Origin of the sequence: Streptomyces sp. NPDC008313 (assembly GCF_042956125.1) — a bacterium.
Classification (GTDB): domain Bacteria; phylum Actinomycetota; class Actinomycetes; order Streptomycetales; family Streptomycetaceae; genus Streptomyces.
Genome location: NZ_JBIBFR010000020.1, coordinates 67,138 through 86,252 on the forward strand (window position 1 = coordinate 67,138; position 19,115 = coordinate 86,252).

Consider the following 19,115-nt stretch of genomic DNA (forward strand, 5'->3'; position numbering starts at 1 on the left):
CGGTTGGTCTCGTTCCCCGCTGCCAGGGACCCCCTCATCTCACCGCCGCTTCCGCCAGGGCCTTCCACGCGCGCGTGGCGAGGGCGAGGCTGCCGGAACGGGTCGCCTCCTCGGCGATCCGGCGCAGCTCGGCCGCCGCGGACTCGCCCGCACCGGCCGCCAGCTCAGCCTCGTGCAACAGGATCTCGGTGCGCACCCGGTCCTGGTGGCTCATCGTGCCGGACTCGGCGAGCGCCTCGCGGCACAGGCCGGCCGCGGCCTCGACGTCACCCCGGCGGAACGCGATCCGCGCCTGCACGGACCGCAGTTCGGACAGGTGTCCGGCCCCGTCCATCATGGCGAGCGCGGTCTCCGCCTCGTGGCACCAGCGTTCCGCCTCCTGCGTCACCGTGCCCCGTACCTCGACGTGCGCGGCCACGGCCGCCAGGCGCAGCCGGGCCCACAGCAGCAGGTCGCCGCGCGCGTCCGCGAAGCCCAGTGCCTCCTCCAGCAGCGGCAGCGCCCGGTCGTGCGCGTCGCGCGCCGCGTGAACCGCCGCGGCCGTCCGCAGCGCGCGGGCCCGCCGGGCCCCGGACATCTCCCCGGCCCGCTCCAGCAGCAGACCGGCGTGCTCCTCCGCCTCACCGAGCCGCCCCGCCGCCACCTCCGCCGCGGCGAGGGCCAGCAGCGCCTCCGCCTGGTCGGCGCTCGCCGCGCCCTCGGCCACCGTCAGCGCCTCACGCGCCCACGCGATCGCGCTCTCCGTCTCCCCGAGCACCCGGTCGCAGCCGGACAGCGCGGCCAGGGTCCGTACCCGGAGGTGGGTGATGCCGGCCTCCCGGGCGACCGGGCGCAGGCGTTCCAGGGCGTCCCGCCGCGCGCGCACGTCGCCGAGCCGCTCGTGGGCCCGGGCCAGGTACCACAGCACCTGCCAGGAGTGGTCCGCGGACACGTCGGGCAGGGCGGCGCAGGTGGTGAGCAGCCGTACGGCCTCGTCGGGCGCGCCGTCGTCGAGCGCCGTGATCGCGGCGGCGAGGAAGGCGGGCGCCCGGTCGCTGTCCGCCGCGCCGGCGGCGACCTGGAAGACGTCGATCGCGACACCGAGGCGCTCCGCCAGGTGTGTCGCCGCCTGGGGCGTCACCGCGCGGTCGCCGGACTCCAGACGTGAGACGTAGCTCGCCGAGACCTTGGCGCCCACCAGGTCCGCCTGTGACAACGCCCGCTCGGCCCGCAGCCTGCGCAGCAGCCGGCCGAACTCCGGTTGGCCCAACAGTTCCATCCGCCGTCCATTCCGCGTCGTGTCAAGGGGTGGAAGTAGCTTACGGCGCCTCCCGGGACCCCGGGGTCCGGACCGTCACCTGAACGGCAGGCAGCTTCCATGACTGGTGAGAACGCTAGGGAACCATCGTACATGACAAGGTTAGTCACATTGCTTGACAAGCGTGCACGGTGACCGTAGAACTGAGTCATGGCCTCGCCGGTGACGCACCGGCAGGGGTCCCCGCTTCACCGTCGACAAGGAGACGCTCATGTCCACGCAGGACCTGATGAACGGTTTCACCGCCTACACCGACGTCGAGGAGCTCGCCGCGGAGTCGGTCGCCGACGCCGCCGAGCAGCAGTCGCCGCTCACCATCAGCCTCATCAGCATCAGCGTCGTCACGGCCACCTACGAGGCCGGCTGCTGACCCGCTCACTCACAGGAGGCGACGCGTGAACGCTGACGATCTCGTCCAGGGCTATCGCCTGTTCGTCGACGCCGAGGAGCTGGCGGCCGACGCGGCGGCGGACCTCCTGCCGACGACCACCATCTTCACCATCTCGATTCCCGAGACCGCGACACCCACGATCACCTACTAGCCGGCGGTATCGAACCCGACGGCGAGTAGCTCCGTGACTTCAAGTGTCACGAAAGATGACAACTTCTTGGTGCAGAAGAACCCGGGGCGATCCCGGAACAGCCGGGGACGGACGCAGAACATCCGCGGGACATCCCGGAACACCCCGAGACATTCGGAAACCCAGTAACCCCGAGAGAAGGAGACGCTCATGTCCGCTCAGAACCTGATGGACGGTTTCACCGCCTACACCGACGTCGAGGAGCTCGCCGCGGAGTCGGTCGCCGACGTCGCCGACCAGCAGTCGACCACCGTCTGCGTCACCATCGGCGTGACCATCTCGCTCACCGCCGAGCACACCTGCTGATTCCGCCACGGACGAGGAGGAGCCCCCAGGTGAACGCTCACGAACTCATCGACGGGTACCAGACCTTCGTGGACGCGGAGGAGCTGGCGGAGTCCGCGGCGCAGGATCTGGCCCCGACGGCGACCATCTTCTCCATCATCACGACCACCGCCACGACGACGCCGTCCCCCATCAGTCTCTAGCAGGACGGCTCGTGGCCACCGGAGCCGGGGCCATGTCCCGGGTACGGGACCGGATGTGAACCCTGAGGGGCAGGCAAGGCCGACAGGCCTCCTGCCCCTCGGGCGCGTCCGGGGCCGCCCGCTGAGCCCTCAGGGCGCGCTGAGTCGCCGGAGTCGGCTCGGGCTCGCCCACCGCGCTCAGTTCCCGGGGGCGGGGGAAGGGGCCGCTGCCCGTACGGCAGCGGCCCCTGTCGGCGTTCCGGATCGAGGTCAGCCGCCGGGCACGCCCGACGGCGACGGCGAGGTCGGCGGTGACGGCGACGGCGAGGTCGGCGGTGACGGCGACGGCGAGGTCGGCGGTGACGCCGACGCCGACGGGAACGGCAACGCCGCCGATGCCAGCGCCGCGTGCCGCGCCGCCGCGTCGCTCACGCCGGGTACGTGTCCCTTCCGGGCGAAGTCGCCGCCGGCCAGGCAGACGGCGCGGCGCGCCTCGTCCCGGCGCCCCGTCAGCCTGAACACCTCCGCCTGGTCCAGCCGGACCATGGCCTGGGCGACCGGGGAGTCGCTCGCCGCCGCGGCCTCCAGCGCGAGGTCCGCGAGGACCGAGGCTTCCCCGGCGTCCCCCCGGACCGCCGCGATCCGCGCCACGGTCCCCGCCGCTCGGTCAGCGTTCCCCGGCCACGCCGCCCGGCCGTCCCCGTCCCGGCCCGCCGCGGGAGCGTGCGGAACGGGCCCGGGGATCCACTCCGCCGCCTCCCCGTACCGGCCCGCGTCGCCGAGCAGCCGTACGCCCGCCCAGCGCACCGCGTCCCGCAGCGGGCCGACACCTAGGACGTCCGCCGCGTCCGCCGCCGTCCGCAGGAGACGGGCGGCCTGCCGGGTCCGGCCGGCCAGCGACTCGACCCGGGCCGTCAGGACGGACAGCAGCAGGGCGCCTCCCTCGGGATCGAGTTCCATCGCCGTGGCGCGGGTCAGGTCCAGGGCGCCACGGGCCGGGGCCCAGCGCTCCCGCATCCCGTACAGCACCGCGAGAGGGCCGGTCAGCGCCAGACGTGCGGCGGGCCGCCCGGCGCCGTGCTCCGCGAGCAGGGCCCGGATGCGGTGGGCCGCGGCGGCCGCCGGTTCGGGGCCCTGCCACAAGGACACCCCCAGGACGCGCAGCGCGGCGGTCCTCTCCGGTTCCGCCCCGGCCCGCCGCGCCCACACCAGCGCCGCGTCCGCGAGGACCGTCGCCTCCGCGTACCGGCCGCGCAACTGCCGCTCGCGCGCGCTGCGGACGGCGTCCCGCGCCCTGGCGAGCGCGTCGTCGCGGGGCCGGAGCATGGGCCGCGGCGTGGGCCGGGGCCCCGGTGCGACGATCTGCCGCTCCCCGCCACCACCGGGCACCGGGAGCCGCGGAGTGGCGCACGCAGCCCAGAGCGCGAGGTCGAGTACGTCCGACCGGGGCGGCCCGCCGGGCAGGACCGGCCGGGCCGCCCGGTCCGGCCGGTGCGGCGTCCGGTGCCGGGGTACCGGCCGGCTGCCGGGCACGGCACCCGCCGGCGGTCCGGGTGACATCGTGTCCGTTCCTCCACCCGGTGCCGGGTGGAAGAGCGTCGGCTCGCCCAGTTCCACGGTGGTCCCCTCTCTGCGCGTCATGAGTCGCCGCGCCGTCGCGACACCGGCATCATCCGAGCGCGCCGCCCCCGCACACATGGGTAAGGGCGACCCAGATTCGGCGCGGAGAGCCCGGACGCCGCCCGACGCGGGGAGGGACACGGCGCGCCCGGCGGTCCGGCGCGCCCGCCGGGCCGTCGCACCGCCCACGGATCACGGGCGGTGCGACGGCTCAAGCCCGTGACAGCAGTTCCCTCGCGTGGTCGACCAGGGCGCCGCGGTCCGGCACTCCCGTCTTCTGCAACAGGCTCGCCACGTGCTTCTCGACCGTACGGGGCGAGATGTGCAGCCGGGCCGCCAGCGCCTTGTTGCTGGGCTTGTCCGGCATCATCTCCAGCACCTCGAACTCGCGTACGGTGACGCCGAGTCTGCGCAGTGCCTCGGGGATCCGGTCGGTGCCCGTGCGGCGCTGCCGGACCGGCTCACCGAGCCGCCGGAGCATCGTCCGGCAGGCACCGGCCACCGGACCCACGTCCGCCTGGTGGAAGTACTCCTCGGCCTCGCGCAGCCAGTCCCGCGGCCGGCCCCAGCCCTCGGCCGCCGCCGGCTCGGCGACCAGCCGCAGCCCCAGGCACCGCGCCATGCGGAAGGGCCCCGAGGCCGCCTCGGCCCGGCGCATCGCCTCGTCGGCGCCCGCCACGTCCCCGCGCCGCCCGGCGAGCACGGCCTCCGCCAGCGCGACGAACTGGCGGTTCCACCGCATCCCGCCGGCGCCGGTGGCGGCCACCTTCCGCAGACGTTCCCCGTCGGCCCGGCCGGCGAGCACGTCGAGCAGCGGCCCCAGACCATGGTGCCCGTCGAGGTGGAAGGGGTGCTGCCCGCGCCCCTGTTCCGCCGCGACGTGCGCCATGTCGAGCTCCGCCGCCTCCCGGTCCTCCTCCAGCAGCGCGCAGAAGGCGCGCCCCAGCCCGTGCACCAGCAACGCCTCGCCCGACTCGTCACCACCGTGCCGGGTGAACTCCGCGAGCGCGGACTGCATCTCCTCGCGCCGTCCGCGGTGCGCGGCGAGGACGACCCTGGCCATCAGCTCGTAGTGCGTCACCGTGACGAGCCGCCGCACCCTGTTCTCGGCCAGACACGCGTCGAGTTCCTCCTCCGCCCGCTCGAAGTCGGCCGTCAGCACCCTGTGCAGGCCGAGGACGGCGGTGGTGTTCTGCGCGAGCGTGATCGCGCCTCCCCGCAGCAGCTCCCGGTGTGCCCGCTCCAGCGGTCCGGCGTCGGCCCGCGCCAGCCAGGCGTTGCCGCCGAGGCCGATCAGCGCGTAGTTGCGCCAGGCCGTCAGCTCGTGCTCCACCGCGCAGTCCAGGGCCCGGCGAAAGCACGCGTCGGATTCGGTGAGGTCGTGGTCGCGCCCGGCGAAGCCGAGGATGTACCAGGCCTGGCAGACGACCGCGGGCACCGGGACGCGCTCCGCCCGCTCCGCCGCGCAGCGGGCGAGTTCGGCGCAGCGGGCCATCCGGTCCGCCGCCGGGCTCAGCACCGCCAGGTACGCCGACACCGCGTCCAGCGAGGCCAGTTGTTCCTCGGTCGCGGTGCCGGGCAGCAGTTCCCGGGCCGCCGACACCTGGGCGTCGCCCTGCGCCCACTGCCCGGCCACCTGCGCCGCCCACGCCAGGCGGATGTGCCGGTCGATCTGCCGGACGCGGTCCCCGGGTGCCTGCGCGGTGAGTTCCCCGGCCACGGCCAGCGCCTGGTCGAACCGGCCGTCGTCGGCGAGCGCCTGGAGCAGCGCCTCCAGCAACTCGGTGAGCAGGCCGTGGTGTCTGACGACGCCGGCCGGGTCGTCGAGCATCGACCGGGCGTGTTCCAGCACGGCGGCCGCGGAGCCGGGCGCGCCCGCGACCGTGGCGCGGCGGCCGCACTCCAGGTACAGCCGGGCGGCGGCCGTGTACTCACCGGCCTGCTCGCGCAACCGGGCGGCCAACTGGCACCACTCGTCCGGGAGTCCCGGGTACAGCTCCACGACCGCCTCGGCTGCCTGCCGGGCGGTGCGGGCCAGTTCGCCGGGGCTGAGCCCACTGCGCAGCGCGTCCACGGCCAGCGGGTGCTGGAACGCGTACCAGCCGGGTATCGCCTCGTCCGGGGCGAGGAGCTGGGCCTCCACCGCCGATTGCACGTCGTTGAGCAGGCTCTGGTCGTCCAGCCCGAGGACGCGCTGGGCGAGCGTGAGCTGGAAGCGGTGGCCCAGCAGCGCCGCGACGGACAGCAGCCGCGAGCCGCCGGGCCCGAGCCGGTCGGCGCGGGCACTGATCAGCCGGACCAGCGTCGGAGGAACCGCGCCGGCGGTGACGCCCGTCAGCCGCCAGGCATGCTGCGCCTGCACCAGCTCACCGGTGGCGATCATGCTGTGCAGCAGTTCCTCCACCATGAGCGGGTTGCCCGCGCTGTCGTGCAGGATCCGGTCGGACACCTCCGCCGGTACGAGGCCGGGCTCGGCCTCCAGACACGCCGTGACCAGGTCGTGCACCTCGGGCCGTCCGAGCCGGGTGAGGGGGAGTGTGATGCCGTCGTTGCGCCGGCACACCTCCTCGGCCAGCTGATGGGCCCCCGGCGACTCGGTGCGCACCGCCGCGACCACGGCGACCGGCTGGCCCGTCAGGTTCCCCGCCAGGTACTCCACCACGGCGAGGGTCTCCGGGTCGGCCTCGTGCAGATCGTCCAGCGCCAGGACGCAGCCGTTCTCCCGGCCGACCAGGGCGGTCAGCCGGAGGACCGCCTCGGCGACCACGACCATCGACGCGTCCCCGTACTGCCCGCCGGGATCCGCCCAGTCCGGCACCAGGCGCCCCAGCACCCGCCGGTACGGCCCCAGTTGCCGCGCCAGCCCCGGGTCCAGGGTCCTCGCCACCGACATCAGCGCCTCGGTGAGCGGCCGGAAGGGCACCGGTGGGCCCGTGACGCTGCCGCGGCCGCGGAGCACGGGCATCTCGGCGTCCACGGCGCAGCCGAGGAACTCCCGCAGCAGCCGGGACTTGCCGATTCCGGGCTCGCCCGTCAGGAAGGCGACCGTGCCGTGGCCGCGGCGGGCATCCCCGAGGACCGTACGCAGCGCCGCCAGTTCGGCGGGGCGCCCGACAAGAGTGGCAGCGCGGGTTCGCATGCGGCGAGTCTAACTACGTGCCCACGTAAGGGGATTGGTCCGGACGGAATTCCCACGGGCCGCGCGGGCCGGTGCCGGCGGCCCGCGAGAGGAGCCTGGGGGGAGCACGTACGAATCTGGGGGACGAATACCCATGCCGGGCCGGAACGCGGTTGGCATGCTCCCGTCTGTGACCAAGCGAACGGACCGGCGTGACGACCTCCCGACCACGCCCGAGCCGCCGGACGGCGACCACGAGGCGTTCCTCGCGCTCGTGCTCTCCCTGGCCCCCGACACCGACGTCCCGCCCCCGCCGGGCGACGCCGGCACGGTCGGCGAACTCGTCCACCCCCTCGTGCCGTTCATCACGGCGGCACGGCGACGGGCTCTGCGGCGGCCGGCATCCGAAGCCGTCGACCTGACCGCCGTCTGGCGAGGGGCCGAGGACGCCCTCGCCGAGCGGCTGGCCCGCCTCGCCGGACGCGCCCTGGCCGGAGAACTGGCCACGGCCCGCACCACGGGCGCCCTGTGCGGTGACACCGGCGCGGAACGCTACCGGTGCTTCCTCGGCGGCCTCGCCCGCCGCGATCGCCTCGCCGGACTGCTCACCCGCTACCCGGTGCTGGCCGGCCTGCTCGCCCGGGAATGCCTCACCACCGTCACCGTGCTCCACGAACTCCTCGACCGGCTGGCCGCCGACCGGCGGGCGCTGGCCGACACCGTCCTGCCCACGGCCCGAACGGCACGCCTGACCGGCGTCGAACTGGGCAGCGGGGACCGGCACGCCGGGGGACGCTCGGTCGCCGTCCTGCGGTTCGACGACGGTGAGCGGCTGGTCTACAAGCCCCGGCCGCTCGGACTGCACCAGTGCTGGAACGCGCTGCTGGACTGGTTTGGCGAGGTCCTGCCCGAACACGCCCCGGGCGGCGTGGCCCTCCTGCCCCGCGACGGCTACGGCTGGGCGGAGTTCGCTGCGGCGGCCCCCTGCGCCGACGCGGCCGAGGTGGAGGCCTTCTACCGGCGGCAGGGCGCGCTGCTGGCACTCTGCTACGCCCTGGACGCCGTCGACCTGCACTGCGAGAACGTCATCGCCTGCGCCGGCCGGCCCGTCGTGGTCGACGTGGAGACGCTCTTCCACCCGTCCTGGAGCCCGCGCACCGACCACGGCGACGATCCCGCGCTCGGCGCGCTGAACGACTCCGTGGCCCGCACCGGGCTGCTGCCCTGGCTGCTGGACACCGAGGCCGGCTCCGTGGACGTCTCCGCCTTCGCCGCCGGCCGCGACGACGCCGCCTCGCTGCTGGTGCCGGACTGGGCCGACCTCGGCACCGACACGATGCGGGTCGTCCGGCGCCGCGTGCCCTACGCGGGCGCCGACAACCGTCCGGTGCTCGACGGCCGGCCGGTCGACCCGCTGGAGTACGCGCAGCATCTGCACACCGGCTTCGCGGCCGGCTATCGCGCCGTACTGCGCCACGCCGACGAACTGACCGGTCCCGACGGGGTGCTGGCCCGCTTCGCCGGGCAGCCGATCCGCGTCGTGGTGCGTCCCACCCACGTCTACGCCGCGCTGCTCGAGGACGCCACGGAGCCCAAACGGCTCACCGGCCCGGACGACCGCGCCGCCGCCTTCGGGGGCCTCGGCGCCGAGACCGGATCCCCGCACCTGGCCGGCCTGGCGGTCCACGAGCGGGCCGACCTCATGGCGGGCGACGTCCCGCTGTTCACCGGTACGGCCGACGGGCGCGCCCTGCGCACCGCGCACGGCGGCCTCGTCCCCGTCACCCTCGCCGGGAGCGGCCTCGACACCGCGCTCGACAAGATCCGCCGCATGAGCGAAACCGATCTGCGGCGGCAGAAATGGCTGATCGCGGCGGCGCTGGCCACCAAGAACACGCCGGACGCGCCCCCCGCCGGCGCACCCTGGCCCCACCCGGCGCCGCCCCAGCCTCTGGACCGCACCCGGCTGCTGGCGCTGGCCTGCCGGATCGGCGACGAGCTGATCGCCACGTCCCTGCGGAACGCCGGGAGGACCAACTGGATCGGACTGGAACCGTCGGCCGGACGGTGGACGGTGCAGCAGGCCGGCGCGGGCCTCGCCGACGGCTACCCGGGGCCCGCGCTGTTCCTCGCCCAGCTGGGCCGGCTCACCGGAATCGACCGGTACACCTCGGTCGCGGCACACGCCGCCGGAGCCCTGCCGGACCTGGTACGCGGCCTCGCACGCCATCCCGAGCTGTCCCGGCAGGTCGGCCCCGGCGGCTTCTTCGGACTGGGCGGGATCTGCTACGCGCTGACCCGGCTGGCGCACCTCCTCCAGGACGCCCGGCTACGGGACTGTGTCCCCGTGGCTCTTTCCGCCCTGGCCTCCTCGCTCACCGAGGAAGAGCCGGGCGTCGGGTTCGGCCTGGCCGGCGGACTGGCCGCGCTGCGCGCCGTGCACGCCGAGACGGGGGAGCGGCACGCCGCCGAACTCGCCGCGTCCGTCGCCGCGCGACTGGCCCGCCGCAACCCCACGGCCGCCGAAGCCGCCGGCTTCCTGCACGGGGACACCGGCATCCGCTGGGCCACGGGGCAGGAGGCGGCACGGCACCCGGAGGACACCGGCGCGGACCTGAGCTGGAGCACAGGACTGGCGGGTGCGGCCCTGGCCGCGGCCCGGCACCCTGGCGGTGAGCCGGTGGTACGGCGGTTCCTCACCGCCGCGACGGAGCGGACACCGCTGCGCGACCAGTCCCTGTGCCGGGGCGAACTGGGCGTCGTCGACGCCCTCGTCGAACTGGACCAGGCCGGGTACGAGGAAGCCCGCCGCCTGTGGAGGATGTCCGGCAGCCGGCTGCTCGGCGCTGTCGAACAGCACGGAGCCCGGTGCGGCACGGCGGGCGAGGTGACGACCCCCGGCCTCCTGTACGGCACCTCCGGGATCGGCTACGGCCTGCTGCGGCTCGGGTTCGCCGCCGAGGTCCCCTCGGTCCTCCTGCTGAGTCCGGCCGCAGCGGACGCGACCGGCAGGCACGCCGCCACCGGCCACTGACCACCGAACGACCGCAACCACTCAGAGAGTCACACCGACACCGAGAAACACCGAGAAGGGAGCACGGGATGCAGGAGCAGGGACCGGAATTCGAGGCGCAGGAGTCGCGGGACGAGTCCGGCGTCGAGCCGCAGGAACCCGCGGGCCACAAGGACAACGGGCGCCGCGCGAGAATCCTGGCCGGCCTGACCGTCGGAACGCTGGTCGTCACCGCGGTGGCCTCCGGTTTCCCCACCCCGACCGTGGTCAGCTGGGCCTAGACCCTCCCCGGCCCTCCCCGACGCGGACGGGCGGCGCGCAGGCCCTCGATCGCCGGCCCGCGTCGCCCGTCCGGCCGGTGGCCGGGCTCCGGCGGGGTCAGTCCTTGCGCCCCGTCGCCGCGACGGTGACGCCGAGGCCGATCATCGTCAGCCCCCCGGCCCCACCGACCAGCGACAGCCGCCGGGGCGAACGGGCGAACCACTCCCGGCCGGTCGCCGCGGCCAGTCCCCAGACGCTGTCGCTGAGCACGGCGATGACGTTGAAGACCAGCCCGAGCAGCAGCATCTGCGCCACCACGTGACCCTGGGCGCGGTCGACGAACTGCGGCAGCACGGCGGCGAAGAACACGATCGTCTTGGGATTGGCCACGCCGACCGTGAACCCTTCCCACAGGGTGCGCCCGCCGCTCGGGACCCTCCGGTCGGAGGCGAACGCGGCCCGCAGCGAGCCCCGTTGCCGCCAGGCCCTCACCCCCAGATACACCAGGCAGGCGGCACCGGTCAGCTTCAGCAGCGTGAACACCAGGACGGACCGCTCCACGACCGACCCGACGCCGAGCGCCACGGCCACGACGAGCGCGTACGCGCCGAGGGTGTTGCCCACGACCGTGGTGAGCGCGGCTCGGCGACCCTGGGCCAGCGCCCGGCCGATCACGAACAGCACACTGGGCCCGGGGACCACGATCAACAGGAACGACATCGCCGCGAAGGCGAGCAAACGCTCGGCAGACACCATGCGGCGCATGCAAGCACGCGTCCCGTTCCCGCCGCAGCCCCTTTTCCGCCGCCCGTGACCGGGGATCCGTCGAGGCCGACCGTGGGGTCGGTGTGGAGCGCCTGTCCGGTCGCGGCGACGGTCAGGTGGAGCAGGCGCGGGCCGTCCGTACGCCCTCGCTGACGATGCGCAGGTTGAGGCCTAGCTTCTGGCTGAGCACTACGAGTCGGGCGGGCCGAAACGCCACTCCACATACCGGTGCGACGCCGACGCCGTCGGGTTCAGGCCACGCCGCGATCCTGCGGTGTCACTTGGTCCGGCGGTGTCGAGGTTCCGTCCGTGAGCCGTGCCGCGAGGAGCGCGATGTCGTCGTCGGCGGAGGCGGGCACCAGGTGGCTGAGGAGGCTGTCGCACAGCGCGTCCAGCGAGGGGGCGGGGCGGGCGAGGAGGTGGGTGAGTTCGGCGAGACGGTCGTCGATGTCGCTCCCGCGCGCCTCTACGAGCCCGTCGGTGTACAGGACGAGCAGGCCGCCTCGCGGGAGGGTGAATCCGGTGGTGACGAAGCGTGTTCCGCCGACGCCCAGCGGGGCTCCGGGTGACGCGTGGAGAAGACGGACCGTGCCGTCGGGCAGGACCAGCGCCGGCGGGGGGTGGCCGGCGCGGGTCATGCGGCACTCTCCGGTCCGGCAGTCGACGACGATGTAGAGGAACGTGGCGAGCGTGGGTTCGGCGAGGTCGTCGAGGGCCGCGTCCAGCTGGTGCAGCAGGTCCTCCGGGCTCAGGCTGAGCCGGGCGAGTGCCCGGACACTGGCCGACAGCCGCCCCATGACGGCCGCGGCCTGGGTGCCGTGCCCCATGACGTCCCCGATGGCGAGCGCGGCCCTGCCGTCCTCAAGGCGGATCACGTCGTACCAGTCGCCGCCGACCTCGTTGACGTCACCGGCCGGCAGGTAGCGGTGCGCGACCTCGATGCCCGGGGGCGGGGTGACGTGCTGGGGCAGCATGCTCCGCTGCAGGATGAGGGCGGTGTCGTGCTCGCGGTGGTAGAGGCGGGCGTTGTCCACGCAGACGGCGGCGCGGGCGGCGAGTTCACCGGCGAGGTTGACGTCGCCGTCGGTGAACGGTCCGGGGGTGCCGTGGCGGTAGAAGGTGGCCAGCCCCAGCACGACGCCACGGGCGAGGAGCGGCACCATCATGAAGGAGTGCACGCCGGTCTCCAGAAGCTTCGCGGGCGCGGCGGAGTGGCGGACGGCCGAGGCGACGGACTCGGCGTCGAACCGGGCGAGGACGTACGGGGTGCGGTCGGTCAGGGCCCGCGTGTAGGGGGCGCCGGCGGGGAACGTCATGGTGCGGCCGAGCGGGGCGAGGACGTCCGAGACGGGTGACCCGGTCAGCGGGGACTTCCCCAGACGGCGCAGTCCGGCGCCGCCCACCAGTCCGGACCCGATGGGATCGCCGGTGGTGAGCGTGTCCAGTACGTCGACGGTGACGCAGTCGGCGAGGTCCGGGACGGCGACGTCCGCGAGCTCCTGGGCGGTGCGTTCCAGGTCCAGGGTGGTGCCGATCTTCAGACTGGCCTCGTTGATCAGGGCGAGGCGGCGGCGCCCCACCTCGGCCTCCATCTGCGCCTGCTGCTGCGCGGTGATGTCGATGAAGGTCGCCGTCAGGCCGATCGGTCTGCCGTCGGGATCCTCGATCCGCACCCAGGAGCAGGACCAGACACGGTCGTGGTCCGGGTCCGCCGGAGTGCGGCCCGTACGGCGGAAGTCGAGGTGGGGGACCCCGGTGGCCAGCACCTCGCGCATGAGGGCTTCCATGGCCGCCGCGTTCACGCCGGGCAGCAGCTGCACGAGGCGGCGTCCCACGTGGGCGGCCTGCGGCATGCCGTTCATGGCCTCCAGGGCGGGGTTGACACGCAGGAACCGCAGTTGCTCGTCGAACACGGCGATCCCGACCGGGGAGCGGGCGAACAGCCCGTCCCAGACCGCGGAGGAGCCCCGGATGTGCCGGGCGGCGTACGCGTCGGCGGCGAAGACCAGCACGGTGGTGCCGCCGTGGCGCCGGGCCGGTACCGGTGCCGCCCAGATCTCCAGCTCCATGGGATGCCCGTCACGGTGCCAGGCCGTCACCGTACCGGTCACTCCGCAGCCCCGGGCCGCGCTCTCCCACAGCGACCGGCCCAGGCCGCGGTCGGCGCCGGGGTGCAGCAGTTCGGCGATGTGCCGGCCCACCACCTCGCGGGAGGTGTAGCCCAGCAGGTCCTGCGCCGTGTGGTCCCAGCGCACGATCCTTCCGTCGGCGCTCGTGGCCACCACGGCCACGCGAAGGTCGCCCAGCCAGCCCCCGGCGTCCCGGGCGGCGCTGGTCACTTCCTCGAAGGGCATCCGGTCCATCTCGCGTCCGCTCCCGGCCCCGCCGCGGGCCGTCGTCCCCTTCAGTATGGGCGCGCCCTCCTGTCGCCGCCCGGCCCCGGACGAGGAGGGGGATCACGGCGGCGGAGGGACGTCGGGCGGCTGCGCTTCGGGCGGACGTCGCGGGTGCGCCGGGGTCCGCGGTGCCCTGTCGCGGACACCTTGTCACGCGGTGACAGCGGCTCTACTCTCACGGAGGTGACTGACGAGTAAGTAAGTTAGGCCGGGAAGGGCTTCACCGGGCGTGCGGCCGCACGCCGGACGCCTCTGCCGTCCGCTCCGCGTTCCCTCGCGCGCCGCTCGTGCCGACCGGTGCGAAGCCCTCATGCCCCACGGCGGCCGCCCCGCGCCCGGCACGGCCGCGGCGCCTTCCGGCCACGCCGCAGCGCCGCCGACCGCACGACCACGCCTTTCGACGAAGCAGGGAGTGAGCCGCATGACGAACCGACCCGCCCGCGCCACCGACCAGCCGGAGCCGGCAGCCGCTGAGGACCCCGCCCCCGAGGGAGCCCCGACTCGCGGCCCCGCCCCGCGGGGAGGCACGGCTTGCGGCCCCGCACGCCGCGGGAGCACGCCGCACCCCGGCGGCCGTCTCCTGACCACCGCGCTCGTGGCCCTGGCCTGCCTGACCGCGCAGGGCCTCGCCGCCACCGGCGCCACCGCCGCGGACGTCGTCTCCCGGGGCACGACCGTCCCCGACTTCTACACTCCGCCCACCGCCCTCCCCTCGGCGGACGGCACCCTGATACGGACCGAACCACTGCCGCTGGCCCTGAGCCTGCCCGGCCTCGACGGCCGCCCGCTGCCCGGCTCCGCGACCCGCCTGATGTACAAGTCCACCGACTCGAACGGGCGACCCGTCGCGGTGACCGGCGCCTACATCGAGCCCTCGGCCGCCTGGAAGGGCAGTGGGCCGCGCCCGCTGGTGGCCGTGGCACCCGGAACCATGGGGCAGGGCGACCAGTGCGCCGCCTCCCTGGGGCTGGAGCACCCGATCGTGGTCAACGGCGACACGATGTCCGTCGGCTACGAGGACCTGGCCGTCTACCGTCTCCTCGCCTCCGGGGCCGCCGTGGTCGTCACCGACTACGTCGGACTCGGCGCCACCGACCGCCTCCACACCTACGTCAACCGGCTCGACGGCGGCCACGCCCTGCTGGACGCGGCCCGCGCGGCCCGTACGGTCACCGGGGCGTCCGTCACCTCCGCCTCGCCCGTCGGCCTCTTCGGCTACAGCGAGGGCGGCGGGGCCGGCGCGTCGGCCGCCGAGCTGCAGCCTACGTACGCCCCCGAGCTCAAGCTCGCCGGCGCCTACGTCGGCGCACCCCCGGCCGACCTGACCGAGGTCGTCAAGGGCATCGACGGCAGCGCCCTGGAAGGCGCCCTGGGCTGGTCGCTCAACGGCTTCCTCCAGTCCGACCCCGAACTGCGGCCCCTCGCGGACGCCCACATCAACGCCGCCGGCAGGGCCGCCATGAAGGACCTGTCCACCATGTGCGTCGGCGACGCGATCTTCGGATACGCCTTCAGGAAGAGCACGGCCTGGACCACCAGCGGAAAGTCCCTCACCGACATCGTCAAGAGCGAGCCGGAACTGCAGAGGGTGCTCGACGCCCAGCGCATCGGAAGGCTGAAGCCGACCACCCCGGTCCGGCTGGCGACCGGCGTCCAGGACGACATCGTCCCGCACGCCCAGGCACGCCAACTCGCCGTCGACTGGTGCCGCAAGGGCGTCGACGTCACCTACCACGCCGTCACGCTGCCCAACCTCGGCGACGGACTCCTCACCAACCACCTGGTGCCGCTCCTCACCGACCAGGGCGACGCCGTCGCCTGGCTGACCGACCGCCTGTCCGGCGAGAAGACCACCTCCAACTGCTGGTCGATGCCCCTGCAACCCTGACCGGACGCGCGACCTCCCGGACCCGACTCCCACCCCGGGCTCACCGGCTCATCGGCTCACCGGGTCCGGCCGTCGTCACTCCACCTGTCGTGACCAGTCGTCGAGCATCGCGGCGAGCGGCCGCAGCAACCCCGCCGACGAACCGCCCGCCGTGACGCGCGGCCCGCTCACCGTCCGGTCCGGCCGGCCCGCTGCCCAGCCGTCGGACGGCCTCGGCCGCCGGCCGTGTGAGACTCCTCGGCATGGAACGTGATCACATCAGTGCGAGGCTGAGCGTCGGGCATCGCGACTGCGGACTCGACGAGCGCCTGAGCCGTGGCCTGGACGAGAGGTCAACTTCCCCGCCACCGGCACCACGGCCTCCGACCAGGGGGCGCTGTCCGTGAAGGTTCTGGACGACGCGGGCGAACTCGTCGGCGGACTGTCCGCCTGGACCTGGGGCGGGCTGCTCGGCATCCAGATGCTGTGGGTCAGGGAGGGGGACCGCGGGGCCGGCTGGGGGAGCAGGCTCCTGCTCGCCGCGGAGGAGGAGGCACGCCGGCGAGGCTGCGACCGCGCGTGCGTCTCGTCGTTCACCTTCCAGGCACCGGCGTTCTACCAGGGCCACGGATACGTCGAGACCGGCAGGACCCTCGGGATCCCGGGCGGTGCCGAGGACGTCCACATGTACAAGAAGCTGGCGCAGGAACGACCGGGCCGGCGCGGGCCGTTCAGAACGCCCGCTGCGGACGCTGCGCACTCCGCCCGGCGAAGGGGACCCGGCGCCGTGCCGTGAGCGGGGCCGCCGCCTTCGTGAGGGCCCGGGGCGACCGCCCGCCGGCGGCAACGGATAATGGGCCGGTGTCCAGCCCAGTGATCTCGTCCAGGGAGTCGGAAGTACTCGCGCTGCTCGGGGAGCACCTCAGCAACGCGGAGATCGCCGCGCGGCTGGTGATCTCCGTGCGTACCGTCGAGTCCCACGTCTCCTCGTTGCTGCGCAAGCTCCAACTGCCGGACAGGCGGGCGCTCGCCCGGCACGCGGCCGACTCCGCCCCCGCCGGGCAGATGCGCCCGGCCCCCGTCCTGCCGGCGCCGCTGACGGCGTTCATCGGCCGGGGGCGGGAGCGCGCGGAACTGTCCGGCGCCGTGAAGACCCACCGGCTCGTGACCGTGGTCGGACCGGGCGGGGTGGGCAAGACGCGCCTCGCCCTGGAGGTGGCGGCGGACGTGGTCGACGCCTTCCCCGGCGGGGTGTGGTTCGTCGACCTGGTCCCCGTCACCGAGCCGGGCCGGGTGGGGGCGGCGGTCGCGGCGGCCGTGGGAGTGGGCGAGCAGCCGGGGCACGGCATCGACGACGCGGTGCTGGCCGCGCTGGCGGATCACCGGGCCCTGCTGGTGCTGGACAACTGCGAGCGGGTACGCGACGGGGTCGCGCCGTTCCTGGAGCGGCTGCTCGCGGCCTGCCCGGAACTGTGCGTGCTCGTGACGAGCCGCGCCCGACTGATGGTGCCCTTCGAGCGGGCCCTCCCCCTCCCGCCGCTGTCGCGGGACGGCGGCGACGAGTCGGAGGCGGTGGCCCTGTTCATGGACCGGGCGGCGACCGTCGGCCATCCTCCGGGCCCGGCCGCCGGTGAGGGCGTAGTCGCCATCTGCGAACGGCTCGGCGGCATGGCGCTGGCGATCGAACTGGCGGCGGCACGGTGGTCCACGCTCGGACTGGACGGTCTCGCGGCCGGCCTAGTCGACCAGCTGCGGATCCTCACCGGCGGACCCCGCGCCGACGACCGGCACCGGTCGGTACGGGCCGTGCTGGACTGGAGCCACGACCTGCTGGAACCGGAGGACCAGGCGCTGCTGCGTCGACTCGCCGTGTTCGTCGCGCCGTTCACCGCCGACGCCGCCGCGGAGGTCGCCGGATTCGCGCCGCTCGATCCGGCCGCGGTCGTCGACGGACTCGGCCGACTGGCCGAGCAGAGCCTGCTCGCCGTCACCCCCTCGGCGACCGGCACCCGCTACCAGGCGCTGGAGACCATCCGGCAGTACGGGGCCGAACGGCTTACCGAGGCGGGCGAGTTGACCGACGTCCGCTCCCGCCACCTGCGGTGGTGCTCGACGGGTGCCTCCGCTCTCGGACCGGCCTCCGGCGCGGACTGGCGTGCCCGCTTCGACGCCGTGGCCGACGACCTGAGGGACGCCCTCACCTGGGCCGCCGGCTGTCCGGAGCGGCGCGTGGAAGCCCGCCGACTCGCGCTGACTCTGGCGGAGTTGGCCTTCTCCCGGAACCTGCTCGGCGAGTCCCAGCAACGCTACGAGCAGGCGGTCCGCCTCGCCGGTGAAGCCGGTGAAGCCGGCGAAGCAAGGGCGGCAGGCGAAGCAAGAGAGGCCGGCGAAGCCGATGAGGCCTCCTGCGCGGCGGCGCTGCGGCAGGCCGCCGCCGTGGCCGGATGCCGCAGGCTCGGCGACGACATGTTCCGGCTGCACCGCGCCGCCGGCCGGGCCGCGCTCCGGGCCGGGGACCCCCGCGGCGCGGCCCGCGACCTGGCGGCCGCCGCCACCAGCGCGTACCGCTTCTCCACCTCGTTCAGGAGCCTTCCGCCCGTCGACGAGGTGAAGGCCATGCTCGTGGAGGCGCGCGAGCTGTCCGGCGGCGCCCCCGAGGCCGAGGCGGCCCTGGTGCTCGCGGAGGCGGCGGTGGTCGCGGACGCCTACGGCGCGCTGCAGGGCGACGCGGAGAACAGTGCGCACCGGACGATCGAGCGGGCCGAGGAAGCGGTCGCACTCGCCCGGCACGCGGGCGACCCGGTGGCCGAGTCCGCCGCTCTCGACGCGCTCTCCGGCGCCCGCAGCTGGGCCGGTCAGTCCCACGCCGCCGCCCGGGCCGCCCGGCGCCGGATCGACGTCCTGCGCTCCGCTCCGCACACGCCGGCCGGTGCGCACGAGTCGATGGACGCCCTCGCCATGGCCGCCGGAACCGCGCTCGGCGTGGGCGAACTGCCGCAGGCCCGGCACTGGGGCAGGCAGCTCGCAAGCCATCCGCTGCTCGCCGAGGCGGCCCACCACGCCGGCTCCTGGATCCTGGTAGCGGACGCGTTCGCCGGCCACGCCGACGACGTACTCACCCGCAGCGCCACGTTCCGCGACGCGTGGGAGCACAGTGCCCATCGGCAGTCGCTCTCCCTCGGCGCCGCGGCGGCCTCGGTCGCCATGGTCCACGGCCTGCGCGGCGACCAGGACGCCCGGGCCGCCTGGCTCGGGATCGTCGACCGGGCCGACACGGCGCCGCAGCACCGGTACGGCTACGGCGCGGTCTGCGAGGCCACGGTCCTGCTCCATCACGGGGACGCGGACGCGGCACTGGAGCGCGTCCGGCCCGAACCGGAGCAGGTGTGGAAGTGGGTGTGCTGGGTCTGGCTGCACTGGTACGTGGCCCTCAGGGCGGAGGCGGCGGTGCTCGCGGGGCACCCCGACGCACGCGCCCGGATCGGCGCCGCCCGTACCGTGGTCGCCGGCAATCCGGTCGCCACCGCCCAGGTGGACCGCGCCGAGGCGCTGCTCGACGGCGACCTGCCGCGGCAACTCGCCGCCGCCGCGGCGTTCGACGCGGCGGGCTGCCCCTACCAGTCGGCGCGCACCCTGTCGCTCGCCGGAGGCGAGCACGCCGGCCTCGGCGGGTCGGCCCTGGCCGGCCTGGGCCTCGCACCGCGGACGGCCCGGTAGCGGCGCCGGGAAC

The 19,115-nt window shown here is 74.9% G+C and carries 14 protein-coding genes; 9 read left to right on the top strand and 5 right to left on the bottom strand.

Going from position 1 to position 19,115, the window contains the following annotated elements:
- Window positions 1-34: 34 nt before the first annotated feature.
- Window positions 35-1,258: a helix-turn-helix domain-containing protein gene (locus tag ACFY93_RS25200; RefSeq protein ID WP_391363043.1), complete on the bottom strand. Its 1,224-nt coding sequence runs from the start codon at window positions 1,256-1,258 to the stop codon at window positions 35-37.
- A gap of 250 nt (window positions 1,259-1,508) precedes the next feature.
- Here ACFY93_RS25200 and ACFY93_RS25205 point away from each other — a divergent pair, with 250 nt between their 5' ends.
- The 4 genes from ACFY93_RS25205 (at window position 1,509) to ACFY93_RS25220 (ending at window position 2,366) form a co-directional block, all read left to right on the top strand.
- Entirely contained in the window at window positions 1,509-1,667 is a 159-nt protein-coding gene (locus tag ACFY93_RS25205) for an LxmA leader domain family RiPP (RefSeq protein WP_391363046.1), read from the top strand.
- 25 nt (window positions 1,668-1,692) lie between these two features.
- The gene (locus tag ACFY93_RS25210) at window positions 1,693-1,839 is read left to right on the top strand and encodes an LxmA leader domain family RiPP (RefSeq protein ID WP_391363048.1); all 147 of its coding nucleotides are present in this window, start codon (window positions 1,693-1,695) and stop codon (window positions 1,837-1,839) included.
- Window positions 1,840-2,028: 189 nt separating this feature from the next.
- The gene (locus ACFY93_RS25215; protein WP_391363050.1) at window positions 2,029-2,184 is read left to right on the top strand and encodes an LxmA leader domain family RiPP; all 156 of its coding nucleotides are present in this window, start codon (window positions 2,029-2,031) and stop codon (window positions 2,182-2,184) included.
- 29 nt (window positions 2,185-2,213) lie between these two features.
- Complete coding sequence (locus ACFY93_RS25220; protein WP_391363052.1) at window positions 2,214-2,366, top strand: LxmA leader domain family RiPP; 153 nt, start codon at window positions 2,214-2,216, stop codon at window positions 2,364-2,366.
- Between the two features lie 249 nt (window positions 2,367-2,615).
- Here ACFY93_RS25220 and ACFY93_RS25225 read toward each other — a convergent pair whose 3' ends face one another.
- Together ACFY93_RS25225 and ACFY93_RS25230 are read right to left on the bottom strand one after the other, a co-directional pair.
- Complete coding sequence (locus ACFY93_RS25225) at window positions 2,616-3,671, bottom strand: hypothetical protein (RefSeq protein ID WP_391363054.1); 1,056 nt, start codon at window positions 3,669-3,671, stop codon at window positions 2,616-2,618.
- A 505-nt stretch (window positions 3,672-4,176) separates the two neighbouring features.
- Complete coding sequence (locus ACFY93_RS25230; RefSeq protein WP_391363056.1) at window positions 4,177-7,104, bottom strand: AAA family ATPase; 2,928 nt, start codon at window positions 7,102-7,104, stop codon at window positions 4,177-4,179.
- A 169-nt stretch (window positions 7,105-7,273) separates the two neighbouring features.
- Here ACFY93_RS25230 and ACFY93_RS25235 point away from each other — a divergent pair, with 169 nt between their 5' ends.
- Window positions 7,274-10,117: a type 2 lanthipeptide synthetase LanM gene (locus ACFY93_RS25235; RefSeq protein WP_391363057.1), complete on the top strand. Its 2,844-nt coding sequence runs from the start codon at window positions 7,274-7,276 to the stop codon at window positions 10,115-10,117.
- Window positions 10,118-10,185: 68 nt separating this feature from the next.
- Window positions 10,186-10,377, top strand: a complete 192-nt coding sequence (locus ACFY93_RS25240; RefSeq protein WP_391363059.1) for a hypothetical protein — start codon at window positions 10,186-10,188, stop codon at window positions 10,375-10,377.
- A 97-nt stretch (window positions 10,378-10,474) separates the two neighbouring features.
- Here the strand turns inward: ACFY93_RS25240 and ACFY93_RS25245 are convergent, their stop codons facing one another.
- Together ACFY93_RS25245 and ACFY93_RS25250 are read right to left on the bottom strand one after the other, a co-directional pair.
- Window positions 10,475-11,113, bottom strand: coding sequence for a LysE family transporter (locus ACFY93_RS25245; protein WP_391363061.1), 639 nt, complete (start codon window positions 11,111-11,113; stop codon window positions 10,475-10,477).
- 260 nt (window positions 11,114-11,373) lie between these two features.
- Window positions 11,374-13,485 (bottom strand): SpoIIE family protein phosphatase, encoded by a 2,112-nt coding sequence (locus ACFY93_RS25250; protein ID WP_391363063.1) that lies wholly within the window; start codon window positions 13,483-13,485, stop codon window positions 11,374-11,376.
- Between the two features lie 454 nt (window positions 13,486-13,939).
- Here ACFY93_RS25250 and ACFY93_RS25255 point away from each other — a divergent pair, with 454 nt between their 5' ends.
- The 3 genes from ACFY93_RS25255 (at window position 13,940) to ACFY93_RS25265 (ending at window position 19,102) form a co-directional block, all read left to right on the top strand.
- Window positions 13,940-15,406 carry a lipase family protein gene (locus ACFY93_RS25255; RefSeq protein WP_391363065.1) on the top strand — a complete coding sequence of 489 codons (1,467 nt, stop codon included), beginning with the start codon at window positions 13,940-13,942 and terminating at the stop codon, window positions 15,404-15,406.
- A gap of 382 nt (window positions 15,407-15,788) precedes the next feature.
- A complete protein-coding gene (locus tag ACFY93_RS25260; RefSeq protein ID WP_391363066.1) occupies window positions 15,789-16,181 on the top strand; it encodes a GNAT family N-acetyltransferase in 393 nt (130 codons plus the stop codon).
- A gap of 65 nt (window positions 16,182-16,246) precedes the next feature.
- Window positions 16,247-19,102 (top strand): LuxR C-terminal-related transcriptional regulator, encoded by a 2,856-nt coding sequence (locus ACFY93_RS25265; protein WP_391363068.1) that lies wholly within the window; start codon window positions 16,247-16,249, stop codon window positions 19,100-19,102.
- The last annotated feature ends 13 nt before the right edge of the window (window positions 19,103-19,115 follow it).